Annotated in this window: 16 protein-coding genes; 11 read left to right on the top strand and 5 right to left on the bottom strand. The window is 44.7% G+C overall.

What is annotated here, in order from left to right; genetic code table 11:
• The first annotated feature begins 69 nt into the window (after positions 1 to 69).
• The 6 genes from ABW391_RS03120 to ABW391_RS03145 all read left to right on the top strand — a co-directional run bounded on the left by ABW391_RS03120 (position 70) and on the right by ABW391_RS03145 (position 10210).
• Positions 70 to 1671, top strand: a complete 1602-nt coding sequence (locus ABW391_RS03120; RefSeq protein ID WP_353480364.1) for an eCIS core domain-containing protein — start codon at positions 70 to 72, stop codon at positions 1669 to 1671.
• Between the two features lie 111 nt (positions 1672 to 1782).
• The gene (locus tag ABW391_RS03125) at positions 1783 to 2064 is read left to right on the top strand and encodes a hypothetical protein (RefSeq protein WP_353480365.1); all 282 of its coding nucleotides are present in this window, start codon (positions 1783 to 1785) and stop codon (positions 2062 to 2064) included.
• A gap of 18 nt (positions 2065 to 2082) precedes the next feature.
• Positions 2083 to 3420 (top strand): ATP-binding protein, encoded by a 1338-nt coding sequence (locus tag ABW391_RS03130; RefSeq protein WP_353480366.1) that lies wholly within the window; start codon positions 2083 to 2085, stop codon positions 3418 to 3420.
• A 138-nt stretch (positions 3421 to 3558) separates the two neighbouring features.
• Entirely contained in the window at positions 3559 to 5607 is a 2049-nt protein-coding gene (locus tag ABW391_RS03135) for a S8 family serine peptidase (RefSeq protein ID WP_353480367.1), read from the top strand.
• Between the two features lie 243 nt (positions 5608 to 5850).
• Positions 5851 to 8085: a sodium-translocating pyrophosphatase gene (locus tag ABW391_RS03140; RefSeq protein WP_353480368.1), complete on the top strand. Its 2235-nt coding sequence runs from the start codon at positions 5851 to 5853 to the stop codon at positions 8083 to 8085.
• Positions 8086 to 8269: 184 nt separating this feature from the next.
• Positions 8270 to 10210 (top strand): M1 family metallopeptidase, encoded by a 1941-nt coding sequence (locus ABW391_RS03145; RefSeq protein WP_353480369.1) that lies wholly within the window; start codon positions 8270 to 8272, stop codon positions 10208 to 10210.
• A 69-nt stretch (positions 10211 to 10279) separates the two neighbouring features.
• Here ABW391_RS03145 and ABW391_RS03150 read toward each other — a convergent pair whose 3' ends face one another.
• Both ABW391_RS03150 and ABW391_RS03155 read right to left on the bottom strand, forming a co-directional pair.
• On the bottom strand, positions 10280 to 10696 hold the full coding sequence (locus tag ABW391_RS03150; RefSeq protein WP_353480370.1) for a hypothetical protein: 417 nt from the start codon (positions 10694 to 10696) through the stop codon (positions 10280 to 10282).
• Complete coding sequence (locus tag ABW391_RS03155; protein WP_353480371.1) at positions 10680 to 10985, bottom strand: BrnT family toxin; 306 nt, start codon at positions 10983 to 10985, stop codon at positions 10680 to 10682. The genes ABW391_RS03150 and ABW391_RS03155 overlap by 17 nt, the downstream gene beginning before the upstream one ends.
• 417 nt (positions 10986 to 11402) lie before the next feature.
• Between ABW391_RS03155 and ABW391_RS03160 the strand changes: the two genes are divergently transcribed.
• Positions 11403 to 13535 (top strand): Tex family protein, encoded by a 2133-nt coding sequence (locus ABW391_RS03160; RefSeq protein ID WP_353480372.1) that lies wholly within the window; start codon positions 11403 to 11405, stop codon positions 13533 to 13535.
• 95 nt (positions 13536 to 13630) lie between these two features.
• Here the strand turns inward: ABW391_RS03160 and ABW391_RS03165 are convergent, their stop codons facing one another.
• Both ABW391_RS03165 and ABW391_RS03170 read right to left on the bottom strand, forming a co-directional pair.
• Positions 13631 to 15007 (bottom strand): hypothetical protein, encoded by a 1377-nt coding sequence (locus tag ABW391_RS03165; protein WP_353480373.1) that lies wholly within the window; start codon positions 15005 to 15007, stop codon positions 13631 to 13633.
• 15 nt (positions 15008 to 15022) lie between these two features.
• Positions 15023 to 15562, bottom strand: coding sequence for an RNA polymerase sigma factor (locus tag ABW391_RS03170; RefSeq protein ID WP_353480374.1), 540 nt, complete (start codon positions 15560 to 15562; stop codon positions 15023 to 15025).
• Between the two features lie 173 nt (positions 15563 to 15735).
• On the opposite strand from ABW391_RS03170, the gene ABW391_RS03175 reads away from it, so the two are divergent.
• The 4 genes from ABW391_RS03175 (at position 15736) to ABW391_RS03190 (ending at position 23388) form a co-directional block, all read left to right on the top strand.
• Positions 15736 to 19092 carry a DUF7379 domain-containing protein gene (locus ABW391_RS03175; RefSeq protein WP_353480375.1) on the top strand — a complete coding sequence of 1119 codons (3357 nt, stop codon included), beginning with the start codon at positions 15736 to 15738 and terminating at the stop codon, positions 19090 to 19092.
• A gap of 114 nt (positions 19093 to 19206) precedes the next feature.
• Positions 19207 to 19581, top strand: coding sequence for a hypothetical protein (locus tag ABW391_RS03180; RefSeq protein ID WP_353480376.1), 375 nt, complete (start codon positions 19207 to 19209; stop codon positions 19579 to 19581).
• An 823-nt stretch (positions 19582 to 20404) separates the two neighbouring features.
• Positions 20405 to 22753: a sensor histidine kinase gene (locus tag ABW391_RS03185; protein ID WP_353480377.1), complete on the top strand. Its 2349-nt coding sequence runs from the start codon at positions 20405 to 20407 to the stop codon at positions 22751 to 22753.
• Positions 22750 to 23388: a response regulator gene (locus ABW391_RS03190; RefSeq protein ID WP_353480378.1), complete on the top strand. Its 639-nt coding sequence runs from the start codon at positions 22750 to 22752 to the stop codon at positions 23386 to 23388. Before ABW391_RS03185 ends, ABW391_RS03190 begins: the two co-directional genes overlap by 4 nt.
• Positions 23389 to 23771: 383 nt before the next feature.
• On the opposite strand, the gene ABW391_RS03195 is transcribed toward ABW391_RS03190, so the two are convergent.
• Positions 23772 to 24983, bottom strand: coding sequence for a tetratricopeptide repeat protein (locus tag ABW391_RS03195; RefSeq protein WP_353480379.1), 1212 nt, complete (start codon positions 24981 to 24983; stop codon positions 23772 to 23774).
• Positions 24984 to 25048: the final 65 nt, after the last annotated feature.

Genomic DNA, 25048 nt, shown 5'->3' on the forward strand with positions numbered 1-25048 from the left:
AGCCCAGCCATCCAGGCCAAACTCAGCATTGGCCAACCCGGCGACAAATATGAGCAAGAAGCAGACGCCGTGGCCAATCAGGTAGTCAGCGGCCAAAATAACACACCGGTACTGCAACGTCAGGAAATCAGCACCCTCCAACGCACGACCTTAGCCACTCCACAAGAGGATGAAAAACTCAGCACCGCTGAAAGCCGGATGGAAAAAGACAAGCTCATTCAGGAAAAACCGGAAGTACAGCTAGAGAAAAAACCAGAAGAGGAGCCCATCCAAAAAATGACCGAACCAAAAGAAGAGGAAGAACCTGTCCAAAAAAAGGAAGAGCCAAAAGAAGAAGAACCCCTACAGAAAAAGGAAGGACCAAAAGAAGAAGAAGAGCCCTTACAGAAAAAGGATGCTCCCGAAGAAGAAAAAGAGCCCTTGCAAATGGCCAAAGAGGAGGAGGAGCCCTTGCAAAAAAAGACTGAAACTGCAAGTAACTCCACCGCGAGTACACAATTGAGCAGCCGCATCAAAGAGGCATCGGGGAAGGGCACTCCTCTGCCTGATCAAACTCGTACCGAAATGGAAGGCGCCATTGGTGCAGACTTCAGTGGAGTCAATATTCACACCGACACAGATGCAGTCCAGATGAACAGAGAATTAGGTGCACAAGCGTTTACCCATGGGCAGGATGTGTACTTTAATTCGGGGAAATACAATCCGGAGGCTAGCAGTGGGAAGCATTTGTTGGCGCATGAGTTGACACATGTGGTGCAGCAGGGAAAAAGCCAAAAAGTACAAAAAGTACAACTTCAGGCTGCTCCCACAGCCTCCTTAACTGCCGCAAGATTCCAAAATAATCCTAAACTGGAAGCAGCTTTCCAAAATAAATTGCATATCAAAAAAAATGCAAAGGGAGATCATGTTAGAATTCTTCAAAAAGCACTTTTAGACGATGGAATTGCCTTGCCAAAATTCGGCGTAGATGGAGAGTTTGGCGAAGAAACCCAGAAAGCAATTATAGCCTATCAGACAAAATACAAACTAAGCCCTGACGGAATTGTCGGTCCAGTTACCCTGGAACATTTAGACAAAAATTTTGCAACCGTTGTGCTTACAGAGAGGTATGATAAGTGGTATCAGGAACAAACTAAGTTGTTTAAAGCAGAGAAAAACTTCCCTTACCACGTTGCCGTGATGAATGTATTTTACAAGTCCCGCAATTTCCACGTTATTCAGATGTTGAATGATGTCAAATATGATGTATATACTTTTTCTGGTGCAATTGATTATTGGAAACATAAGGATGGCAAAATAGAAGAAGTTGATCTATCCGCAAGCTTGAGAGGAAATACTGAAAAAGGGGGCAAGTTCATTCGACTCAATGAAAAGTTGAAACCTTTGGAAGCTGCCATGACTCTTTATCACGAATTGAACCACGTTTTTAGTAAAGAACCCGATTACTTAAAGCAAGAAATTGAATCTCGAGTAGTCTCAGAGCAATTTGCAATTGACAACAACCTTCCTCCAACGAAAAAGGAGTACAGAACTAAAGATGGAAAAGTAGACAAAGCCTTTATTGAAAATGAAATAAGAAATTCACAACACTACAATCCAAAAGATAAAACCAGAATAGGAAGAACGTACAAAGGAGAGACAAAAATAGGTCCATGGATCGTTCCAATTTAATATTTTTAGAATTTCTTTATCTAAAAAAGAAACATGACTTACAAAACATGTCTATTTTTAACTGTTTGCATTTCTTTACTATATTGCAATAATTCGAAAACCAACAATGACATGACCAAAATAGAAGGGACTATTGGCGAATACATTGTCAATGCATCACATGATAACTTTGAAAACGGTTCGTTTGCAATTTATGATGCTGTAACAATAGTCATTGCCAAACCTTATGAACAGAAAGACAAAGAGTTAACAATTCTTTTGGCAAAAGAAGAAGGGAATTACTCTATCTGGAAACAAAAAGGAAAAATTGTATCTTTTGAAATAAATCCTATTTTCTTAGAAAAAAGAAGTACCATTTTTGAAGGAGCACTTGACGACATACAAATAAAATAAAATTTTCATTATTTCATTATGCCTAATTCAAAGATTGTCAGATTATTATCAAACATTACTGCTTATATCGAAGCTATTGTTCGTACCAGAACCGCTTCAGTCTTCAATAAAGATGAGGGAGAAATCCTGGTTCACGATTTTAAAATAAGTGATGAAAAAACTCCGTTAGACGAGTTTATTCAAGATAATAACCTTGGTCAAACAGAAATTACTCTTTTGTTTATTGCGATAATGCCCCATATTCACCCTCTTTTATTTGACCAAATTATTCAAGCAGCTCTTCCATCTGCCGGCGACTTCCCCCAACTCGGCGGCACCCGTGGCAAAAACTTCCGCGGCTTTCTGCCCACCGGGGAGACCGCCCTCTTTCTGCTTGCAGGCGACGACATGGAAAAGCGCATGGATGTAAATGAACTTTTCAGCGAAGACCATCTCTTTGCCAAAAAACATATCCTTTGCCTGGAAGAAGTACCCGAAGGAGAACCCCGCATGAGCGGTCGCATCATCCTATCTCAGGAATATGTGGATCTATTTACAACTGGGAAAGTAGCACGCCCGCGGTTCAGTATGAATTTTCCGGCACAGTTGCTGCAAACCGAATTGGAATGGGACGACCTGGTACTACACCACGACACCTTAGCGCAAATCAACGAACTCGAAATCTGGGTCAAACATGGAGATACCCTAATGAAAGAGTGGGAAATGCACCGCAAAATAAAACCTGGTTACCGTGCTTTATTTTATGGACCTCCTGGTACTGGAAAAACCCTAACTGCATCACTATTGGGCAAATATACAGGTAAAGAAGTGTACCGCATCGACCTATCAATGGTGGTTTCCAAGTTTATCGGCGAAACTGAGAAAAATCTTTCCAATCTATTTGCCAAAGCCGAAAACAAGGATTGGATACTTTTTTTTGATGAAGCAGATGCACTCTTTGGCAAGCGAACCAATGTACGCGACGCTCATGATAAATATGCCAACCAGGAAGTTTCTTATCTGCTCCAACGTGTAGAGCATTATAATGGACTGGTCATTCTTGCCACCAATTTTAAAAGCAATATCGACGACGCCTTTACCCGACGTTTCCAGTCTATCATTTATTTTCCAATGCCTGGAGTAGAAGAGCGGACTCGGCTTTGGAAAAAAGCTTTCCCTCCCAGAATCAAACTTGCTCAAGACATTCAGCTTCCTACCTTGGCGCAAAAATACGAACTCTCCGGCGCCGAAATCATCAATATTGTTCAATTTGCCTGCCTTCGCATGCTCGATCGTGGCGATGCTCACCTACAAGCCAAAGATCTTTATGAAGGAATTAAGAAGGAATTCCAGAAAGAGGGACGGATTATGCGGTGATACATTCTTACCCTGAAATGGGGATTGTTCAAAAAAGTGCATCCCTGGTTTCACGACTAATCAATTGCCTTTAATGTCCACACTAAATGGTTAAACATCGCGTTACAGTTTTAACTTTTCACTCCCATACTTTACCACATGCAAACCTACACCTACCGGAACGGCCAAAAACTCTTCCTCAACAAATCCGCAGACGAATTTGTGACCCGTGAAAACCCGGAAGCCCTCAATGCCCGCGGCCTTGAGCTCGTTGAAAAGACCTCTTCTTCCTCTTCCAAAGTTAAAACCACCGCTGAAAGCCTGGAGGCCGACATGGCCAAAAGTCGGGAAACGGCCCCTACCCACCACGCGTATTACATGGAAGGCTTAGGAACTGAATTCCTGATCACCGACCGTGTGACGGTATGTTTCAAAACTGACATTGATTCCGCTGATTTGGCCGATTTTATGGGCAAGTATAGCTTGATTCTGTTGGAAGAATATTCCCCCAAAGATTTCTTGTTTCAGCTTACCGCGCATACTGGGATGAATCCGGTGAAGCTGGTGGTAAAACTCACCGAAGAAGAACCTCTGGTGGAATCCGCCGAAAACGATACCAATTTCCGCTTCATGCGTACTGCCCTTGCCATCCCTACCGATCCGGTGTACGCGCGGCAATGGCATTTGCATACCCATTATACCAATGCGGATTTTGATCCCAGGTCTTCCGCCAATTGTGAAGAAGCCTGGAAGTTGTTGGGCAATTTTGGCAGCAAAGACGTGGTGATTGGCATTTCGGATGATGGCTGTAAGATTGACCATCCAGATTTTTCTGGGGATAAATTCAGGGCTTGGGGCTACCTCAGGGGACGCCGTTTGGTCAACAACAACGACATTGATGCCAAGGCCAGCGAAATGTACATCGATGGCTCCGATCACGGTACTGCATGTGCAGGCGTAACAGCGGGCAGTGCCAATGGGGTGTTGGTGGTAGGCGCAGCTCCCAGTTGTAAGTTGCTGCCCGTACAATGGGAAAGCGATGGGCCTTATTTGCTGATCAGCGATTCCAAATTGTTGACCGTGCTCAACTTTATGGCCGACAAAGTGGATGTGATGTCCAACTCCTGGGGGGGCACTCCGGTGAGCATGTGGCAAACCCTGGTGGTCAATCGCTTGCGGGATTTGGCCAAAACCGGAGGTCGCCGTGGTAAAGGGATTGTATTTTTATGGGCTGCGGGCAACGAAAACTGTCCCATCAACTTCGAAGTCACGGTGGACGTACCCTATACCGATGGTTGGGATTACCAAAACAACCAGTGGAAATGGATCGGCGTAGAGAAAGCCAGAAGCTTCCAAAACAACCTCGTCGGTATTCCCGGCGTGTTGCACGTTGCGGCCTTGACCAGTGTGGCCCAACGCAGCCACTACTCCAATTACGGTGCGGGCATCGACATTACCGCTTCTTCCAACAACGTTCATTCATACCAACGGATTCGTTTGCGCGGACTTGGCATCTCCACCTCTTCGGGTGAAGGCACGGGCGTAACCAATTCCTTTGGAGGCACCTCTAGCGCGACCCCACTTACTGCCGGAATTGTGGCACTGATCATTTCAGCCAATCCAAATTTGAGTGCCGCAGAAGTGATTTCGATTTTGAAAAAGTCTGCGGGAAAAAACCTCAATTTTACTGCTTATCCGCGCACTCCTGCTGCATCCTATGACCCTAATCCAAGCTGGGATGTATCGCCAGTAGCCCCTTTTGACAAGGGAGAATTCAAAGACATCAACAGTCCGGACGGTACCTGGAGCCCATGGTTTGGACACGGAAAAGCGGATGCTAAAGCTGCAGTTGCACTGGTACTGGGTGACCAACCTGCGCCTACTCCAGTAGAGGAAAAAATCAAGATCGTATCTGCTCTGGTCAATCCAGTTGGGCCAGACTGGGGGCTTGAAAAATTGACCCTGCTGAATGCCACAACAAGTACAGTAGACCTCAGCGGCTGGTTTTTGGACATCAATACCCGCAAGGAAATGCTGACCCTGAAATTAACCGCAGGGGAAGCCCAAACCTTGACTTTAAATCCTCAAAAAGTGGTGCTTTCCAATACAGGCGCAACCATAAAATTGATCAATACCCAAGCCAAAACAGTGGCGGAGGTGAAATATGTCAAGAGCCAGGTAAAAGAAGGCGTGGTGATACAGTTCTAAAAAAGGGGACGAATTGCGGTAAGTAACTGTAATTCGTCCTTTTATTCGGTATCAAAAATTGATAAATAATCAGTAAAAATTTCATCACCCCTCCCCTTCCCTCAATAAATCGGGACACTGAACTATAAAAGTTACAATTTTCAACCTACCTTTGCGCGGTTATGATGAAACTAACGTAATCGTTTAGCCCATTCAGGCAGCTAAGTGCTTACAAATTAACTCGCAAAAGTATCGCACACTTCTATGGAATCCTTAGTGTACTTACTACCAGGTTTTGGTGTTTTGGCTCTGCTATACATGGCCTTTTTATCCTCATGGGTGACCAAGCAGGATGCAGGTGGAGAAAAAATGCAAGAAATTGCTTCAGCCATCGCGGATGGAGCCATGGCTTTTTTGAAAGCGGAGTACAGTCGCTTGGCTATCTTTGCAGTGATCGCCAGTGCATTGTTGATCCTGCAATCCCAAATGGTTGAAAATTCAAGTTGGTTGATCTTTGTCGCCTTTATATTCGGGGCAAGTTTCTCAGCTTTGGCTGGCTTTTTTGGGATGCGCATTGCAACCAAAGCAAACGTTCGCACCACTCAGGCCGCAAAAACGAGCTTGGCCCAAGCCTTAAAAGTCTCTTTCGCCGGAGGTACCGTCATGGGTATGGGCGTTGCAGGTTTGGCAGTGTTGGGTTTGAGTGCCTTTTTCATTTTCTTCTACAACCTGTTCATGGGTGGTCAAATGACCAGCGTAGAGGAAATGGAGCGCGTTTTGGAAGTATTGGCAGGTTTCTCTTTGGGCGCTGAGTCAATCGCTTTGTTTGCACGCGTAGGCGGCGGTATTTACACCAAAGCTGCAGACGTAGGTGCCGACCTCGTAGGTAAAGTTGAAGCAGGTATCCCTGAAGATGATCCCCGCAACCCTGCCACCATCGCCGACAACGTGGGCGACAATGTGGGTGACGTAGCCGGGATGGGTGCCGACCTTTTTGGGTCTTATGTTGCCACCGTTTTGGCAGCGATGGTACTTGGAAACTACCTCATTAAAGACAATCCTGCGGTAGCAAGCGATGCATTCGGAGGCATTGGCCCCATTTTATTGCCGATGCTGATTGCTGGTTTGGGCATTGTGCTCTCCATGATCGGTAGCTTGTTGGTACGGGTTGGAGAAGGCAATGCAACTTCTCAAACGGTGCAAAATGCGCTCAACCGTGGCAACTGGGGTTCCATCATCCTGACTGGTGTGGTGGCTTATCCGGTGATTACCTGGATGCTTCCTGCTGAAATCAACATTAACTTTTTTGGTGAAGGAATCAGAACGATCTCCTCCATCAATGTATTTTATGCCGTGTTGGTTGGTCTGGTTGTAGGTGGATTGATCTCGATCATCACCGAATACTATACTGCCATGGGCAAAAAGCCAGTGAACGACATCATTCAGCGTTCTTCTACTGGTCCCGCTACCAACATCATCGAAGGTTTGGCACAGGGTATGCTTTCTACTGCATTGCCAGTGATTTTGTTTGCCATTGCAATCTTCGTTACCTATTCTTTGGCTGGCTTCTACGGTGTAGCCCTTGCTGCTTCCGGTATGATGGCCACTACAGCAATGCAATTGGCCATCGACGCATTTGGCCCGATTGCCGACAACGCTGGTGGTATCGCTGAAATGAGCGAACTGCCCAAAGAAGTACGCGAACGTACCGATATCCTGGATGCGGTAGGCAACACAACTGCTGCGATTGGCAAAGGTTTTGCCATTGCTTCAGCGGCTTTGACCGCGTTGGGTTTGTTTGCGGCATACGTCAACTTCACAAAAATTGATGGCATCAACATCTTCAAGGCAGATGTACTTTCTGCGTTGTTTGTAGGTGGTATGATTCCAGTGGTTTTCTCTGCGTTTGCGATGCGTGCCGTAGGCCGCGCTGCGATGGCGATGGTACAGGAAGTACGCCGCCAGTTCCGCGAAATCCCTGGCATCATGGAAGGAACGGGCAAGCCTGATTACGGACGTTGCGTAGACATCTCGACCAAAGCGGCCATCCGTGAAATGACCATTCCTGGTTTGATCACCATCGTTACCCCTATCGTAATTGGTTTCTTGTTGGGACCAGAAGCACTGGGTGGTTACATGGCTGGTGTTACCGTTTCAGGTGTAATGTGGGCCATTTTCCAATCCAATGCCGGTGGTGCATGGGACAATGCCAAGAAATCTTTCGAAAAAGGTGTTGAAATCGACGGTCAGATGTACTACAAAGGATCTGAGCCACACAAAGCCGCTGTAATCGGCGACACAGTGGGCGACCCTTTCAAAGATACGTCTGGTCCTTCTATGAACATCCTGATCAAACTGACTTGTCTGGTTGGTTTGTCAATTGCTCCAATCCTTGGTGCGCGTTTTGCCAAAACGGAAGGAATTGGTCAAAAAGACGAGAAAAAAGAAATGCTCCAGGAATCTAAACTGGAGAAAGATACCCCAGCGAAAGTGTTCTAGTCATTGAGGTTTACCTTTCGCGCAAGCACAGTTTTTAGTGCAAAAAACTCCTGTCCATGATTTGGGCAGGAGTTTTTTTGTGAAAAGTGTTGTTCAATTGACCAAACCCATGCTGCAACTTTTATCCAAATCGGGTAGTTTTACATTTCGATTGAGAATTAACTCAGCAGGTTAAAGAAGTACTATGAAAATTTTGGTTTTAAGTTTGTTTCTGATTGTAGCATCTTTTGCGGTTTTTGCTCAAACCCTTGACTTCAACCCCAATACCATCAACGAGATTGCTGAAGCAGAAGCCAAGTCTTATACTGCGGGGTTGCTCAGCCCGGAGGTTGCGCCAAGTGGGAATTACAATGTAACGTACCACCGCATGGCACTGACCATCGACCCAGCCATTCGCTACATCAAAGGCAACATCACCACATACTTCAAGACCTTGGAGGCCAATTTTGCGGCCATTTATTTCGACCTCAATCAACCCCTGCGCGTAGATTCGGTGCTGTACCACGGCAAAAAAACCACCTTTACCCACACCGATATGGTGTTGAAGATCAACCTTCCCAAAGCTTTGGGTAAGGCAGTACTGGATTCGTTGACCATCTTTTGGCAAGGCGCCCCTGCTGATAATGGCTTTGGCTCTTTTGAGCAAACCACCCACAATGGCGTTCCGGTCATCTGGACACTATCTGAACCTTATGGCGCCCGCGATTGGTGGCCTTGCAAACAAACCCTAACCGACAAAATCGATTCTCTTGATACTTATGTCACCTGCTCCAAAGCCTATGTTGCCGCTGGCAACGGGCTTTTGGTGGAAGAAAAAACCATCGGCGACAACAAAATTTTTCATTGGAAACACCGCTACCCTATCGCCAATTACCTCGTTGCATTTGCGGTAACCAACTACGATCGGTATACCGATTTTGCCGATTTACAAAAGCGCCGCATGCCCATTGAAAACTACGTCTACCCCGAAAGCAAAGCCAATGCCCAAATCGGCACCAAAAACCTGATCCCGGTTATAGAGTTGTATGATTCCCTTTTTGTAGACTACCCTTTTTACAAAGAAAAATACGGTCACGCCCAATTCGGTTGGGGCGGCGGAATGGAACACCAAACCATGACTTTTGTAGTCAGTTATGGTTATGAATTATTGGCGCACGAATTGGCGCATCAATGGTTTGGCGACCATACAACTTGTGGCTCTTGGTCTGATATTTGGCTCAACGAAGGTTTTGCCACTTATCTCTCTGGCCTGGCTTATGAATTTTTGCAACCCAGCAATTGGTACGGCTTTAAAAGTGGCCGCATCAACAGCGTGCTGAGTAGCCCGGGGGGCAGTGTTTTCGTGACCGATACCAGCAGTGTAAACAGCATTTTTAGCAGTCGCCTGTCTTACAACAAAGGAGCCATGGTGCTGCACATGCTCCGCTGGAAATTGGGCGATCAAGCCTTTTTTCAAGGCGTACGCAATTACCTGAAAGCGCCCGAACATGAATATGGTTTTGCCAAAACGCCCCAGTTCAAAGCACATTTGGAAGCGGCAGGCAAGCAGGATCTGACCGAGTTTTTTAAGGATTGGTATTATGGTCAGGGCTACCCGACTTACCAGATCAGCGCACGGCAAGATGCTGACCAAAAAGTGGTCATCAAAATCAATCAGACTACTTCCAATGCATCGGTGAATTTCTTTGAAATGCCCGTTCCCATTCAATTAACCAGCGCAGATGGCAAAACGTACCTGGCACGATTGGAGCACACGTTTTCAGGTCAAGAATTCACGGTTTACCCCGGTTTCAAAATCAATAAGGTGCAATTTGATCCACAATTGTGGCTGATCGCCAAAACCAACGGCTTAACGGTAAGTACCCAAGAGGTTGTAAAGGGTGGATTCACGCTGTATCCCAACCCTACCACCGATCAGGCCAGATTGGTGGTAGAAACGCGAGCCGGAAGCATCCGGCGCATTCAGTTGAGTAATGCCAGTGGAGCGCTCATTCAAAATGCTGACATTCAAATCCTCAACAATCGCGAAGCGACCTTGGACTTGAGTAGACTTCCGGCGGGGATGTATTTTGCTCGGGTGGAAACAGATAAAGGGGTTTGGATGCAGAATGTGGTGAAGATGTGAGGATGAAGGGAGTTGCAATAAGATTTTGTCTCGTAGAGAATGCCAAAATTCTTTTTGACCATGTCATGATTATGGTTTGGCTAACTTCTCTGCTTTATACATACTTTCGAGCAATCCACTTACTACCAAGTTAATCTGATCTCCATTTTTTGCTAACCACTGCTTCATGTCAGCACTTTTTATCTGCAATTTCACAACCAACTCCGCTGATTCCGTCAATTGACTGCCTGTTTCCAATGTTTGTTTCAATTTCTTGAAAGGAACAGGTCGCCCCCAAATCACGTCGTCAAAATCCGGGTCATACTGAATTTGGTCATCGTCATAAACAATATTGCCGTCAGGAACAACACAACCGTTTCTAGCAAGCAGCAACGCATCAATCATTCGGACCTTTGATGTAGCCAGGTCAGAAATAATAATGTGTTCCAAGTTGCCGCCAGATTTTAGCAGATCAATGGCAGAATCAACATTAATTTCCTGATTCATCGTCCAGATTTTGAAATTTGTTTGCAATGTAATCTCGCACCTCTTCTTTTCGCGCTTGTCTTGCAGAAATTATCCTGTAAATTTGTTTCCTCATGGTAAACACAACCGCAATGATAAATCTGCCAAGCGTCTTTCCAACCAACAAAATTCTGTTTTCACCGTCTTTATCGTGTCCAGGATAAGCGACAGCGTTATCGTCATCAAAAACGTCTTTGGCCTCTTCAAAAGGGATGCCATGTTTTTGCTGATTCGACCTATTTTTATTCTCGTCCCACTCGAAATTAGACATGATTCTGAATCAAATTTAAGCATTTTTGATGAAAAGTAATGATTTTTTGATATCAGCTAGGCTGTATTGTCTTGTTGGTAACGGGGGGGATGGACGCTGTGCTACCTTTTGTTGGCTTAGAGCAGCAAGCTGTTCCATGCATTGTTCTCGTTTTTTTATTCATTCATCTTCACTATTCTTTTCAAATTTACAAGAAAAAATATCAAACGCAAAATTCTAGTCCAATTTTGTTTTATTTCGAGTTGGAGTTCGTATATTTGTCGTCCTAAAAAAGTCATAAGTCTGACGCAAAAAATTACTTCCCGATTTTTTGGGAGGCTTTTGAATAGGAAGCTCACTTGAAATGAACCGTTCGACTTCCTATTCAAAAGCCAAAATCGGAAAGTTAATTTTTCTGCGTTGCTAAGCCAGAAATCGATGAGTAGCAACAAACACCTCGAATTGATCGCCCAATCTACGGGTATTGCCCTGGGTAAAATCAAAAACACCATTCAGCTTTTGGATGAGGGATCCACAATTCCGTTTATCTCCCGCTACCGCAAAGAAGCTACTGGTGAATTGGACGAGGTGCAAATTGCTGAAATTCAACGGGAACACAAGAAATACGATGAACTGGAGAAACGCAAAGAAAGCGTGCTCAGTTCCATTGCCGAGCAGGGCAAACTCACCGACGAACTGCGTCAGCGCATCCAAAGTTGCTACAACCCCACCGAACTGGAAGACATCTACTTGCCCTACAAGCGCAAGAAAAAGACCCGCGCTTCAGTAGCCCGTGAAAAAGGACTGGAGCCTCTGGCTTTGCGCCTGTTTGAACAACGCCACACCGACGATCCCGAAATTCTGGCTGGTAATTACCTCAGCGATGAAGTACCCAGCTCCGAAGAAGCGCTGGCGGGTGCCCGCGACATCATTGCCGAAATGGTCAGTGAAAGTGAAGAAGGCCGCAACTTGCTGCGCCGCGTTTTTTCCAAAACCGCCATTGTGCAATCCAAAGTAGCCCGTGGCAAAGAAAAGGAAGGCGACAAATACAAAGACTATTTTGACTTTTCAGAGTCTCTGAACAAGTGCCCTTCCCACCGCTTGTTGGCCATGCGCCGTGGGGAAGAAGAAGGCTTTCTTCGCGTATTGATCGTGCCTGAAGACGAAGAGGATGCCGTATTTCAACTGGACAAACGTTTTCTGAAAGGGAATGGCGCCAGCGCCGAGCAAGTCAAAGCCGCCATTCACGACAGTTACGAGCGCCTTTTGGTACCATCTATCGAAACCGAGTTTCGCAATATTTCCAAAGAAAAGGCCGATAAAGAAGCCATCGATGTGTTTACCCAAAACCTGCGCCAACTGCTTTTGGCTGCGCCACTGGGACAAAAACACGTGATGGGACTTGACCCCGGTTTTCGCACCGGCTGCAAATTGGTGATCCTGGACGACAATGGCAATTTGCAGGAAAACCTGGCCATTTACCCCCACCCGCCCCAATCAGACGAAGCGGGTGCCCGCAAAACCATTGGTCATTTGGTAGACAAATACGGCATCGATGCCATCGCCGTAGGCAATGGTACCGCTGGCCGCGAAACCATGGATCTTTGCCGAAGTATCCCTTTCAACCATTCCGTAGAGGTATTTATGGTCAACGAAGCGGGGGCTTCTATTTATTCGGCCTCGGATGTGGCGCGAGAAGAATTCCCGGATCATGATGTCACTGTACGGGGAGCCGTTTCGATTGGTCGCCGCTTGATGGATCCATTGGCTGAATTGGTGAAAATCGACCCCAAGTCCATCGGGGTTGGACAATACCAACACGATGTTAACCAAAACCAACTCAAAGAGAGCCTGGATCTGGTGGTAGAAAGTTGTGTGAACAGTGTTGGAGTCAACCTCAATACGGCCAGCAAACACCTGCTGACCTACGTTTCTGGACTTGGCCCGGCCATTGCCAAAAACATTGTAGAGTACCGTGCCGAAAATGGCGCGTTCAATACCCGCAGCCAGTTGAAAAAAGTGGCGCGCTTGGGCGATAAAGCATTCGAACAATGTGCAGGATTTTTGCGCATTCGGGGTGCAAAAAATCCATTGGACAATACCGCAGTACACCCGGAAAGCTACCACATCGTGGAGCAAATGGCCAAAGACCTGGCTTGTACCGTACAAGACCTGATCAGCAATGCGCAATTGCGCAAACGGGTAGAACTTAAACGCTACGTTTCTGATAAGGTAGGCTTACCTACCCTGCAAGACATCCTGAAGGAATTGGAAAAACCGGGTCTCGACCCTCGGGGTACCGCAAAGTCTTTTGATTTTGGCAACGTACGCAGCATCGAAGACCTGCGGGAAGGCATGGTTTTGCCAGGTATTGTAGAAAACATCACCAATTTTGGCGCGTTTATCGACATTGGCATTAAAGAAAAAGGCCTGGTGCACGTGTCCCAAATGGCCAATCGTTTTGTGAAAAATCCGATGGATGTGGTAACGTTGCGACAGGAAGTAAATGTTCGAATTGTGGAAGTCGACATTGCCCGGAAGCGCGTCCAATTGTCCATGAAAGACCTGTAGGTGACGGCCCTATGTGGCCGTCCAATTTTCCATTTCAGGCCCTTGCGGCCGTCCAACGACCATTTTTTTCATGTATGGCCGCCTAAATCTAAGCCCTACCTCTCAATCTTCCCCAATTGCTTGTGCACCATAATGCTCAAGCCACTGGAATAAATTTTCACATTGCCATTTCCAACCCCTTGGAAAGGTTTTTGACCAAACCAGCTGAGTTGCAGACTGAGGCCAGGGCGAATGGTATGTTCAACCCCAACTCCAAATTGAGACAAGGCAAGCCAATAGTTCTTGTCTTGGGTACTTTCCCAATCATTGACTTGACCGTGCGTATAGGACTTGTATTTAAAATCATACTGTTCCTTCAAGATCGTCCAGGAAGAAGAACCCAGTGAGACGAAGGAATTCCATTTGGGCGTTGCGATCAAATTGTAGCGAACATCGAAGCTCCATTGAAGCATGTCACAAGTGCCATCGGTATAGATAGGATATGCTTTAGCCTGCCAAAATCCTTTAGGTGCAACGTATTCCCGCTGATCGGCGATGTAGTTTTTGATCAGGTACTGCCCTGATGCCTGAAAAACCAATCTTCGGCCCAATCGAAAATCCACTGCGATGCCCCCATTGTAGCCATAAGCAGTGCTGCCATTGGCATTTACTGCGGCCAGATCTGAACCCGCCATCAGGCCTACCCCCCAACTGTTGGCTTTTACAGGCTTAATTGGGGATGGATCAGAAAAAGGGTATTCAACAATTGGCAATACCTTTTCAGCAACAAAAGAATTGGATCGAAGTGGTGTTTCTGGCCAAACTTGTGCCAAAGGATTGAATACTGGAAATTCTTCATAAATAGGAGAATCTGTTCCAGCTGAATTCATTTTAATCAATTCATTTTCAGGAGAATTCAAAAAAACAGCAAGGTTCTCGGAAGGAATAACAGTATCCTTTTTATTGAACGCATCAATAATGGATACAGTGATTGAGCTTTGCTTAGGTAGTTGTTTAGAATCCTGCTGTCGGAAACTATTCACTGATAAAGGGGTTTTAACAATATGATCTGTAGCAATAGAATGCTGCTTTTTGCTATTTTTTTTATTGTTTTCGGTAGATTTGGAGCTAACCAAGTCAATTTTTGAAGATGTTACCTTCTCTTCCACCATTTTTTCCTTGTTTGCCTGTTTCCCTTTTGGATTTTCAAAAGTAAGCGTATTGGACGGCACCTCTATTGGTGATTTCTTGGCAATCGGGGCATGATTTTCGATTAATTGGGGTTCCTGATTTCGGGAGATAATTTGAGTACCCCAAATCAGTCCAATACCCAATACGAAAAGCAACGAAAAGAGAAACCATAGGAATACCAGCCGGCGCTTGCGCTCCGCAAATGCCAATTTTTGCTCCATACGTTCCCAAGCCAACTCATTGAAAGGAATGTCTGGATCTTCTGAAGCCCGCCTGTACAAATCATCTACAAAATCCTTCATGGCAACCAGTGTAATTTATTCCTGCATCTGCTGCAAAATCATTTGACGCAAACGTTCACGTGCTTTGGACAGATTCGATTTGGAGGTACCTACTGAGATGCCCAGTTCCTGGGATATTTCCTCGTGGCTAAATCCATCCAAAACGTATAAATTGAATACGGTACGATAAGCTGTGGACAGCGACCGTACCAACGCCATCAACTCCTGAAAACCCAGCCTGGCGAGGATTTCTTCGGTATCCGGAATATTATATTCAGTGTCCATCAGTGTGCTTATTTTTAGTTTCTGTTTTTTCTTGATGTGGTTGAGCGCGGTATTAATCAGAATCCTTCGAAACCAGGGCTTAAACGGCTTATTGGGATCGTAGCGCTGAATATTGAGAAATACTTTTAGAAAAGCATCATTGGCTACTTCAATCGCTTCATCTTCAAAATCACAATACCTCAAACATACCGACATGGCATAGCCATAGAACTGCCTATACAGCTCCTTTTGGGCTGCACGATCTTTACGTCGGCATCCTTCCAGAATGTTGGCCAATTCAGGGTTATCCATATGAGCTCAAGAATGTTTTATGACCAATACAATCAATATGTAGAAAGCGTTGCTAAACTATCCATTTTTTTTTAGAAAATTCGGGGCATTTGTGCCATAAATTATTTGTTTTCACTATTTTTCCACACTGAATCATCACATCGATCATCACACGTCCCATTAACACCACAACCATGAAAAAACTCTATTCCCTGTTTATTGCCATTGACGCCTACCATCCCGATTCAAAAGTCCCACCATTGGAGGGTTGTCGCAACGATATCAACACCATTAAAGAATACATCAAAACGACTTATTCCAGAAGTTTTGATCTTTCCCCAGAAGTAACCTTGTTCAATGCCGACGCAACTTACCAAAGCATTTGCAAATACATGGGGCCAGAGCATCTGGCCAAAGCAGGCAAAGACGATGTGGTGCTGATTTATTACAGCGGTCATGGTACCCAGGAAAAAGCTGCGCCTGAATTTGATTCCCTTGATCCTTCGGGCTTGCAAGAATCAATGGTTTGTTACGACAGCGGCTTGCCTGGAAAATATTGCCTTTCTGACAAGGAATTGCGCATTTTATTGAGCAAGATCCAAATGCAGGGAGCCCACCTTACCGTCATTTTTGATTGTTGCCATTCGGGTACCATTACCCGTGGCCTGGACGACATTACCCATGGGAAAGTACGTCAGTTTTTTTTCCCAGAAGGCACTCCTGCCCGCCCATATACCTCTTATTTGGATGGGTATTTTGCCAAAACATTCCCCAAGGGACCCACCAGCGATCAATTGCCGCTGGCCAATCATATTTTGCTGACGGCTTGTGACCGTCAGGAAAAAGCGTTTGAATTAAAAAACCAACGGGGCATGTTTTCTTTCAATTTGTTGAAAGTACTAAGCAATGACCCCAATGTAAGCTATGCGGATTTGTACACCCGTTGTCAGGCATCCATGTTTCGGGGTGTTGAAAAACAACATCCTCAATTTGAAGCCATTGGTGGATTTGATCCCTGGCAAAAGTTTTTAAACAATGGCACTGGAAGTCGCAATAATCAGCAAAATTTCCTGCTCAGTGCCAACGAAAGAAACCAGTGGACTGTCAATTGTGGCGCAATTCATGGCCTTTCTTCAGAGCTGGATAAAGTAGGCGTATTTGATATCTTGGATCAACAATCGGAACAAAAACTCGGGCAAGCCAGCACCATCAGCGTCGGTTTTCAGGATTCCTTCGTAGCGCTCAACAACAACCTAGTGCTGGACATGGACCGTTCCTATACTGTTCAATTGCTCAGCATTCCTGCCGCCGCTTACGCCATTGCTTTAAAAACCACGCCGAAAGGCAAGCTCCGCTATGATGCTTACCTCAAGAGCCTGACAGCTCAAGGGCAAACCCATCTTTCTCCCCATTTTGAATGCATTGAGGGTAAAGTTGGAGGCAAATACCGCATTGACCTGGATGCGGATGTAATGGACATCTACAACCAAGAAAACAATACCCTGATCAAACGCATCGGTGGCGACGACGACGAAAAAGTATTCGACCTGGCCTTGGAAATCCTGGAACGCATCGCCCGTTGGGAAAAGAGTCTTGCTTTGACCAACCGAAATACCCTGTTCAATCGCAACGCTTTTAGCATCACTGCTAAGCATACCGATTCCGGAAAAATACTCTCTACTGGCGTGTTGGATCCTGCCAATCCCAACACCGAAGTGATCAATGTGCAGGTCAACAAAAACCTGAATGGAAAATACATTCTGCCCATTGATCTGGAACTCAAAAACGCCACCAGTGCGACCCTGTTTTATAAAGCGCTGTATTTCTCCCGCGCCTACGAAGTCATGTCGCTCAATGGAGATTACCTTACAGTAGATGAAATACCCGCTCAAGACCAGTTTTATCAGCCCAATGCCCTCGAATTTGGATTGCCCGATGGCAAAACCGAGCGGGTCGAAATCGTCAAGTTTATCGTCAGCACCACCCGAATCAATGAAGAATTTCTCCTGGAACAGGATGAACTGGAAAAACTGGGGGAAACCGTAGAATTCTGGAAAGAACGAGGAAGGGGTGTAGATCTACTGGCAAGTGGCAGAGAGTTGATCAAAAAAAACCAGGACAAAAAAGCCCCTGCCAACGATTGGTTTTGCAAAACCCTAGTCTTCAAACTTTCTCCTGCCAGCAATGAAATTGGTAAAAACGCTGTACCCATTGGTAACGGAAAAATCGTCATCAAAGGACACGATACCTTTAAGGCCAAAGTAGCCTTGTCGGCAGCGGGCAATGCGACCCGTGATTTGAACAGTGCTGCTCCCCTACCCCAAATTTTTGGTTGGGAAAATCTGCTTGCCCTGGATACCCCTTCCCGTGACTTGACAACGGCCACCCCCGATACCCTGGAAATCATCAGTCCGGAAAATGAAGCTTCCCTGCGCGACAATCCGCTCCAGATCGAGTTGGATGTACAACTCAAGGAAGGCGAATACATTTTGCCCCTTACTTTTGATGGCGAAGATTTTATCCCCATCGGCGAAGCCCGTTCTGGCAGCAACGGCAAGGTGGAGGTTTCCATCCATTCCCTGCCTGAAGAAGCAACGAAAACCCGCAGCTTGGTGCGTGCCATCAAGATGTGCTTTTTTAAAGTTGCGCTGGGCGTTGAAAACCAAAACAAACTCTGTTGGATCGAATACACTGGTGAAAAGCCTATTTACCACGATACCGGAGTGAAGGACAAAGTAGCCAAAGCCAAAAATATCTTGCTTGTCATTCACGGGATTGTGGGCAATACCTCCGAAATGTCTGCGGCCATGCAACAGGCATTGAACAACAAGTTGGTTGACCTGGTGCTGGCTTACGATTATGAAAACCTCAATTCGACCATCGAATCCAATGCGGGCAAGCTCAAAGACGCACTAACAAGTGTGGGCATCAAACCCGACAAAAAAGGCAAATTCAACAAGAAATTCAGCATCCTGGCCCATTCCATGGGCGGGCTGATGTCGCGCTATTACATCGAGCATTTGGCCGGAAACGAGGTGGTGGCCAAACTCATTTTGGCGGGTACGCCCAACGGTGGCTCCAATCTTGCCGTAGTAGCCAAATACCGCGATACTGCGTTGTTTTTGCTGCCCTTTGCCCTCAATCTGGGATTGGCCATTCCCGGTATTGCCACCATTTTAGGTATCCTGAATGGCTCCAAAAAACTGACCGTCAGCCTGGAACAAATGGATTACAACAACTCGGGGCGTTTTCTCAAAAACCTGGAGCAATCCAAAGACCCCAAAATCCCTTATTACGTTTTAGCAGGGCATTTGGATGAGTTTTTGGCCGTTCATGAAGAAGCAAAACGCCTGGTCAATAAAATATTCAAAGGCGTTGCCAATACATTTTATGCAGAAGCCAACGACATTGCGGTATCGGTAAAAAGCATCAAAAACGTACCGACCAAGCGCAAACCTGCGCCAGTCTTCTACGACATCAAAGGCCACCATTTAAATTATTTTTTATTGAAAGAAAGTGTGGATAAAATATTGGAAATCCTGAAAAAGTAATGTAAATTGAAGAATATAATTCTAAGGCAAATCATAATTCATATATGGTAACTAAAGTTATTTTAGTCATCGTATTAATAGGCATAAATTTACTCCAATAAAATCTATATTATCATGGCAAACAATTATACCGGTAAGGAAATAAACCTTATCGATCTCACAACCGCCAAAGAATTGGTGGACGCTTACCAAAAAATCAAGGTGAAAGTTGGAGATTTGGATCCAATTAATTACGCTTTCTTTAGCGTAACTGCACTGGAAGAATTGGTGACATTTTTAAAAAGCAATCCTGAGGCAAAAGGAGTCAAATTCAATTTGGCAGTTGTTACTACAGCCAGTCAGTCATCAACCAAAGCCCTCAGTTTGGTGACTTGGGCAGTAGATGAAAATGGGAATCCAATTGCCTCCGCAGAAAGGGCACTAGGCGATGGAAGCGCAACCCAATCTTCTGGATGGCCTTGTCCTGACGTTTGTATTCCTCCACTTTAAGCTAAAACAAGGGTTGTTCTATAGATCAATTTTGTCTGAAAACAACCCCTGTTTTTATCTTATACTCACACCATTGAATACTTACCAATTGAAGCGGCCCGCAATATTAATATTCCTGTTTTTATGGTTCCGATTTTTGCTCCCGGCTCAGCAATCGGTTTTGTATTATCATGAGCTCACTAGTCAAAATAAGCTATCCCAAACAGTCAATGAGTTCGTTTTCCAGGATTCTCGTGGTTTTGTCTGGATCAGTTCTGTAGATGGCCTTAATCGTTTCGATGGTCAAAATGTAGAAGTTTTCAAACCCGATAAATCACTCAATTCAATTTACGGACAAAACATTCAAAGTAATTTCTTTGAAGATAAATTTGGCAATATTTGGTTTAGTACTTATGAAGCCATCAATTGCTTCCGACCGAATTTAAATGATTTTTCCCACTTCCAAATCGAAAGGAATGGAAAAAAAGTAAACACAGATTACCATGTGTTTCATCTTGAAAAAAACAGCTCAACATTATGGGTAAAAATAGGGAAAGCAATTTTCACATTTGACACTCAAAAGCATAATTACTCCGATACTATTGTTCGGCAATCAGATGGGTTTCGTTATCTAATCGGCAATAAAAGCAAAACAGCTCAACTGGAAACAATATGGGACTGGTCATACAGTGGACAAAAATTAAGACAGACGTATCCAATAGTTAAAGATACTCCTCCCATTGCGTTTGATTTCAAGCCTTCACGCCTTCAAAAGTCTATTATTCTGAATTCAGATTCTATTTGGGTACTGAGCACAACTGGGCTTTATTGTGTAAATAGAAATATGGATGGAACCGTTTCAAAACGAGCTGTTTTTCCGCTTGGCATTCCTGCTAGCGAAGTTCCGGTAAATATGATCGCCTTAAGTCCTGCTCAATTGTTGTTTTGGATGCCTGATGGGAGATTGGTTGATTATCACATTAAAAAAAACCGTTTACTGCGAACCTGGTACTTACACACCTACAATCCTCCAATTAACTCTGAGCTGGTGGGACGCAACATGTACTTAGACCCTTATAATAACCTTTGGCTTTCTATTCCGGGCTTGGGGTTGCGTTATGCCAATTTGAATCGCAATCAATTTGAATACCTCCCTTTGACGGTATCACCAACTGGTCAAGTAAAATCAAAAATCACCACCATTGGTAAATTAAGTACGGGGAGGATTGTATTTACCGACATCCGACAAGGCCTTGTCGTTTATGATCCAGTGAATGGCTTATCCAAACCAAATCATTCCGCATTACTCAAAGGTATTGAGGTATACAGTTCTATGCTGGATAAACAGGACAATGTTTATTTATTCACTGCCACTAATATGTATACGTACAATGGCAATACCAATGACTTGATAGATCGTGGAAAAAATACCAATCAAATTGTCTTTACTTCTACGCTTCGAAACCAACAGACCTTAGCTGGATCTTTTAAAATGGCGCGATTGGTGGATTTATCTTCATCCGTACAAAAACCAAAGGCCATCAAGGGGTTGGATCATCTGTTCCCCTTTTTTAACAGCATGTACCTGGATCAAAAAGGTACTTACTTCTTGCCATTCAATGATGAATATATTCTAGCCTGCCGAATGGTGGAAGACAGTTTTATCATTAAGAAAAAAATTGAAATAAGGGGTGCCATCAATGGATACGTGGAAGATCTCAATAAAAACATAATCTGGGTGGCTAGTTCGTATGGGCTTTACGTGATCAATACGGCTAATCTGACCTGGGAGGCAGTTTATGCAAATGATCAGAGTACGCAGCAATCCATTCAAAGTATTTTAGAAGATCAATTTGGCCGCTTGTGGTTAGGCACCAACAATGGTCTGGTACGCTATGATCCCAAAACCAAAAAAAGTCGCATTTTTGGTGTGGTGGATGGTCTACCAGATGTTGCCTTTACACAAAAGGCTTGTATGGCTACCAACGACGGTAAAATGCTGTTTGCAACCAGCAATGGTTTGGTTAGTTTTGATCCACTTCATGAATCATTGATAAAGGATGCACCAAAAATTGTCTTATTGGAATTCAATGCCATCAAGCAGCATAAAGACAGTTTGCAAAAAGCAATTATTAAACGAAAAATCTACCTTCCTTTCCGCTCCAATACCATTTCCTTTCGCTTTCAAGGCATTGAATATGCCGATCCAGAACACGTTGAATTGTACTACCGCCTAGAACCCGCTGAAAAAGGTTGGATCAAAATCGACAATGCCCAAGGCAAGGTGCGTTACCCTAATCTACCTGCGGGGCACTATACCCTTAAATTACACGCCAAAAGCGCAGTCGGAATTTGGGCCAAAGAACCACTGGTTTACCGCATCTACATTGCGCCCCCGTTTCAACAAACCATCTTTTTCTGGGTTCTGATGACAGCCATTGTGGTATGGGGAGGACTTCAGGCATTCAAGTATTACTCCAACTTCAGGATCAAGGCTCAAATGGCCAAACAAGAGCTGATCGAAGCTGAACGCAACCGGATGATGGAGGATTTGCACGATGGCCTTGGATCAGACCTAACCGCCATCAAAGCCATTAGCGAAAAATCCATGCTGACTGCTCAGGATCAACCGCTTCAAGAGCAATTTAGAAAAATATTAACCCGCTCTCAAGATGCAATCCGTACCATGAGTGAAATCACCCGTGCAACTGAAGAGCAGTACCTCGCCTTGAGTGCATTTTTGGACTGGGTGCGCGAAAAAGTAGAAGCATTCATACAAGACGTTGGGATGGAAATAGTTGTTGAACTTCCAACGTTTGGAACAGACTTAGGCATAGGCGCGGAAGCACGACAAAATGTGTGGTTGGTCATCAAGGAAACACTCAACAATATGGCCAAACATTCAAAGGCTGATCGTGCAGCTTTGCGGGTCTCCCTCAAGCCAAATTTTGTGGTGTTTGAAATCCAAGACAATGGGATCGGGCTCAATATTGAGACCCTTCGCAAAGGAAGGGGCCTGCGCAACATGCCCAAGCGCATGAAAAACATCAAGGGAACATTTCAGTTGTTGCCCCAAGCCAGTGGTACCCTGGTCCAATTGAGTGTACCTACAATTTTAATTTTGCCACCCAAAATTAATTGGCAAACCCGCATCAACAACATTATTTTATCAATCAAGAAACGCCAACCATGAACACATCCGTTAAAATGACCAAAGTCATCGTAGTTGACGACGAAGAAGAAACACTGGAATTGCTGGAGACCGTTCTTAACAACGACCAAAGCATCGAATTACTAGCCAGTTACACCAATGCAGAAGACGCGGTTGAAGGCATTCTGGAACTCAACCCAGATTTGGTCGTAATGGACATCAGCCTCCCGGGAATCAGTGGTATTGCAGGCATGATCCAAGTTAAACTCAAATTGCCAAACACCCATTTTTTAATGTACACCGCTTTTGAAGACCGAAGACTTGCGGATTCCATAATTGCTGGTGCAGATGGCTATTTGCTGAAACACGATCCAACCGAAAAGCTTATTCCTGCGATCAAAAACATCATCGAGGAAAGCCTCGAAATGAAGCAGGAAATCACCAAAAATGCAGTGGACTATTTTTCGCAAAAAAGCAAATCGACCGAAGACCCCTACAATGAAGAGGAAATCAAACTGATGAAAAAAATTTCCGAAGGATGGGGAAACAAAGAGATCGCTTTTCAAGAAAACACCACCGAAGGTGCCATCAAGCAACGCTTGTTCAAATTGTTTAAAAAAGCCCAAGTCAGAAATCGGGCGGAGATGGTGAAAATATATTTAGAGAACATTGAATGAGTAATTTTTTAATCAATAATTTATTCTACAATCATTTCATTATTAATTAATTAATTATAAAACAACCAACCCTAGCAAAATACTTTTTCATAAGTCAACTAACTAAAGTTAGCGCGCTATTTTATTTCCTTTGTATACATTTGTTCTATGCCATACATCTGGCTAGCTCAAGTGTTGACCTACCAATTTTTTTGGTTCCCTCGTCCAATACTGAGTGTTGGCTCTAAGTAGAGTTACCCCAGTGTTTTTCCCCCTGGGTAATACAAGGCCTGAAATATTGCACTGTAATACAACACGTTTTATTAAATTTTAGTAAAGCACTCCATTGAAGCGTCACTTCATTTTTTGAAGTGACGCTTTTTTCGTTGGGTAGACAAAATCAATCAACCTTTAATGGCCAATTGCTTCAAATCAGGGTGCTTGGAATTGGTTTTTGATGCCTTGGTCAAGTGTTCCATTGCTTTGGTAGGATTGCCCATGTCTTTGTAAATAAGTGCCAACTTGCGGTTAACATCAATGTTGTCAGGGCGAATTTCGTATTCTTTCAAAGCATATTTCAGCGCCTTATTCAGATCACCAACCAGTTTGGCGTAGATTTCGGCGTATTCGAGGTTCATATTGTGGCCATGCTCTTCATCGTCGGCCAGCATAGGCCAAATTTCTTGTACCGTATTTTTACAAGCCTCTTCCTTGCCTTCCAGTTTGTACAACTTGGCAAGGTTTTCATAAAAACTCACTTCAGGGATGATGCTCGCAGCTTCTTTCAATAAGCCTTCAGCCTCAGTGTACTTTTTGCGGGCGATGGCGATATCCGCCAATGCAGCAATAGCAAAGGGGTATTTAGGACGCTCTTGCAAAATGGTACGGTATTGGCCTTCGGCCTCGTCCAATTGGCCATATTGTTTGTACAAATTGCCGAGGGTCAAGCGAGCCCAGCAAGTTTGTTCTTGCCCAGGAAAACCTGCATCTACGGCAAGGTGCATGGCTTCAATGGCGCCAATTACATCCCCGTGAATTTCACGCAGGTATGACACCCGAGCATAAGAGCGCAAATCCGGACGAATCGATACCATTTTATCCGCCATTTTTACTGCCTCATCATAATGGCCTAATTCTACGTTGGCATCCACCAACACCCCATAATTCTGAGCATTGTAGGGGTTGAGTTTCATCGCTTCAGTACCCGTATTCAACGCATTCTTAAAGTCGTGTAGTGAAAGTTGTACTCCTGCTTTGGCCGCAAGGGTACGAAATTTCAGGTCTTTTGCCTGGCTAGCTTCTTCAAGGATAAAGTCGCACATCTTCAGTGCAGCAGGGTAATAATGGCCGTGTTCGCCAGTTATGCGGGCCTCATTGACGAAGACGTAAACCAGCTTTAAGGCAGATTCCAAATCTTTTGGATTGGCCAGTAATGCCTGCCGAGAAAGCCCATAAACACTTTGAACGTCTGACCATTCTTTGCCATTTTGAATGGCTTCATTGCGATCCAGCAACAAAGGGATGTCCTTGATGGTCAAATTTCCTTGATCAGCTTGCTTCTTGGCACAAGCAAATGGAAGGATCAGGAGAAGCAGGAGATAATAGATGCGGTACATGGTTGTTTGGTTGAAAAGTTGAAGCGTTGAAGCGTTGAAAAGACGAGCAGTGTTATTATCCTTGC

The organism is Haliscomenobacter sp. (assembly GCF_040403615.1).
Taxonomy (GTDB): domain Bacteria; phylum Bacteroidota; class Bacteroidia; order Chitinophagales; family Saprospiraceae; genus Haliscomenobacter.